This is a genomic window from Pseudomonas luteola NBRC 103146 (assembly GCF_002091675.1).
In the GTDB taxonomy this organism is placed as follows: Bacteria; Pseudomonadota; Gammaproteobacteria; order Pseudomonadales; family Pseudomonadaceae; genus Chryseomonas; species Chryseomonas luteola.
On the sequence record NZ_BDAE01000063.1, the window covers coordinates 1 to 3,376 of the forward strand.

The 3,376-nt window shown below is 51.6% G+C and carries 2 rRNA genes; both read right to left on the bottom strand.

What is annotated here, in order from left to right:
- Window positions 1-50: 50 nt before the first annotated feature.
- Window positions 51-166 (bottom strand): 5S ribosomal RNA (gene rrf / locus PLU01S_RS24920).
- 118 nt (window positions 167-284) lie between these two features.
- A 23S ribosomal RNA gene (locus PLU01S_RS24925) occupies window positions 285-3,175 on the bottom strand.
- Window positions 3,176-3,376: the final 201 nt, after the last annotated feature.

Here is a 3,376-nt window from a genome sequence, read left to right on the forward strand (position 1 = left end):
GCAAAAGCAAAACCCCCGGGCGGTTAGGCCTGGGGGTTTTGGGTATAGGTGCTTGACGATGACCTACTCTCACATGGGGAAACCCCACACTACCATCGGCGATGCATCGTTTCACTTCTGAGTTCGGAAAGGGATCAGGTGGTTCCAACGCTCTATGGTCGTCAAGCAATTCGGGTGGGGAACCGGTATCTAGTCGTTTCCCCGAATGGGTATGTGATCGGTATTTGCGGTTCAACCAAGCTTTCGGCTGGTCTTTACCAAACAACAGATTGTTTGGGTGTTATATGGTCAAGCCTCACGGGCAATTAGTATCGGTTAGCTCAACGCCTCACAGCGCTTACACACCCGACCTATCAACGTTGTAGTCTTCAACGGCCCTTCAGGAAGCTCAAGGCTCCAGTGAGATCTCATCTTGAGGCAAGTTTCCCGCTTAGATGCTTTCAGCGGTTATCTTTTCCGAACATAGCTACCCGGCAATGCCACTGGCGTGACAACCGGAACACCAGAGGTTCGTCCACTCCGGTCCTCTCGTACTAGGAGCAGCCCCTCTCAAATCTCAAACGTCCACGGCAGATAGGGACCGAACTGTCTCACGACGTTCTAAACCCAGCTCGCGTACCACTTTAAATGGCGAACAGCCATACCCTTGGGACCGGCTTCAGCCCCAGGATGTGATGAGCCGACATCGAGGTGCCAAACACCGCCGTCGATATGAACTCTTGGGCGGTATCAGCCTGTTATCCCCGGAGTACCTTTTATCCGTTGAGCGATGGCCCTTCCATACAGAACCACCGGATCACTAAGACCTACTTTCGTACCTGCTCGACGTGTCTGTCTCGCAGTCAAGCGCGCTTTTGCCTTTATACTCTGCGACCGATTTCCGACCGGTCTGAGCGCACCTTCGTACTCCTCCGTTACTCTTTAGGAGGAGACCGCCCCAGTCAAACTGCCCACCATACACTGTCCTCGATCCGGATAACGGACCAGAGTTAGAACCTCAAGCATGCCAGGGTGGTATTTCAAGGATGGCTCCACGAGAACTGGCGTCCTCGCTTCAAAGCCTCCCACCTATCCTACACAAGCAGGCTCAAAGTCCAGTGCAAAGCTACAGTAAAGGTTCACGGGGTCTTTCCGTCTAGCCGCGGATACACTGCATCTTCACAGCGATTTCAATTTCACTGAGTCTCGGGTGGAGACAGCGCCGCCATCGTTACGCCATTCGTGCAGGTCGGAACTTACCCGACAAGGAATTTCGCTACCTTAGGACCGTTATAGTTACGGCCGCCGTTTACCGGGGCTTCGATCAAGAGCTTCGCTTGCGCTAACCCCATCAATTAACCTTCCGGCACCGGGCAGGCGTCACACCCTATACGTCCACTTTCGTGTTTGCAGAGTGCTGTGTTTTTAATAAACAGTCGCAGCGGCCTGGTATCTTCGACCGGCATGAGCTTACGGAGCAAGTCCTTCACCCTCACCGGCGCACCTTCTCCCGAAGTTACGGTGCCATTTTGCCTAGTTCCTTCACCCGAGTTCTCTCAAGCGCCTTGGTATTCTCTACCCGACCACCTGTGTCGGTTTGGGGTACGATTTCTAATTACCTGAAGCTTAGAGGCTTTTCCTGGAAGCATGGCATCAACCACTTCCTCTTCATAAGAAGAGTCGTCATCAGCTCTCGGCCTTAACTGTCCGGATTTACCTAAACAGTCAGCCTACCGCCTTAAACTTGGACAACCAACGCCAAGCTGGCCTAGCCTTCTCCGTCCCCCCATCGCAGTAATTAGAAGTACAGGAATATTAACCTGTTTCCCATCGACTACGCCTTTCAGCCTCGCCTTAGGGGTCGACTCACCCTGCGTCGATTAACGTTGCGCAGGAACCCTTGGTCTTTCGGCGTGCGAGTTTTTCACTCGCATTGTCGTTACTCATGTCAGCATTCGCACTTCTGATACCTCCAGCAAGCTTCTCAACTCACCTTCACAGGCTTACAGAACGCTCCTCTACCGCTCATCTTGCGATGAACCCGTAGCTTCGGTGTGTAGTTTGAGCCCCGTTACATCTTCCGCGCAGGCCGACTCGACTAGTGAGCTATTACGCTTTCTTTAAAGGGTGGCTGCTTCTAAGCCAACCTCCTAGCTGTCTAAGCCTTCCCACATCGTTTACCACTTAACTACAACTTTGGGACCTTAGCTGACGGTCTGGGTTGTTTCCCTTTTCACGACGGACGTTAGCACCCGCCGTGTGTCTCCCATGCTTGCACTTCTGGGTATTCGGAGTTTGCATCGGTTTGGTAAGTCGGGATGACCCCCTAGCCGAAACAGTGCTCTACCCCCCAGAGTGATACATGAGGCGCTACCTAAATAGCTTTCGAGGAGAACCAGCTATCTCCGAGCTTGATTAGCCTTTCACTCCGATCCACAAGTCATCCCCTGCCTTTTCAACGGAAGTGGGTTCGGTCCTCCAGTCAGTGTTACCTAACCTTCAACCTGCTCATGGATAGATCGCCCGGTTTCGGGTCTATACCCAGCGACTAAAACGCCCTATTAAGACTCGCTTTCGCTACGCCTTCCCTATACGGTTAAGCTTGCCACTGAATATAAGTCGCTGACCCATTATACAAAAGGTACGCAGTCACCCAACAAAGTGGGCTCCCACTGCTTGTACGCATACGGTTTCAGGTTCTATTTCACTCCCCTCTCCGGGGTTCTTTTCGCCTTTCCCTCACGGTACTGGTTCACTATCGGTCAGTCAGTAGTATTTAGCCTTGGAGGATGGTCCCCCCATATTCAGACAACGTTTCACGTGCGCCGTCCTACTCGATTTCACTCAAAAGATCCTTTCACCTACGGGGCTATCACCCACTATGGCCGCACTTTCCAGAGCGTTCGGTTAAAATCAATTGAGCTTAAGGGCTAGTCCCCGTTCGCTCGCCACTACTTAGGGAATCTCGGTTGATTTCTTTTCCTCAGGGTACTTAGATGTTTCAGTTCCCCTGGTTCGCCTCTCACACCTATGGATTCAGTGTGAGATACCTGACTTATGTCAGGTGGGTTCCCCCATTCAGAGATCTCCGGATCACAGTCTATTTGCCGACTCCCCGAAGCTTATCGCAGGCTATCACGTCTTTCATCGCCTCTGACTGCCAAGGCATCCACCGTATGCGCTTATTCACTTGACCATATAACCCCAAAGAATCTGAAGTTATGTTTGGTTTGGAACACGACATTCGCCGAAAACTTGCGCTTGAACTCGCAAATTTACCTTGACCACATAGTCTGCAGTGAAACAGCCTATGTGTTCGTACTTCTATCACATACCCAAATTTTTAAAGAACAGTCTGAAAACAAAGTTCAGAAGTCAATGCTCCGACCCAACCCTT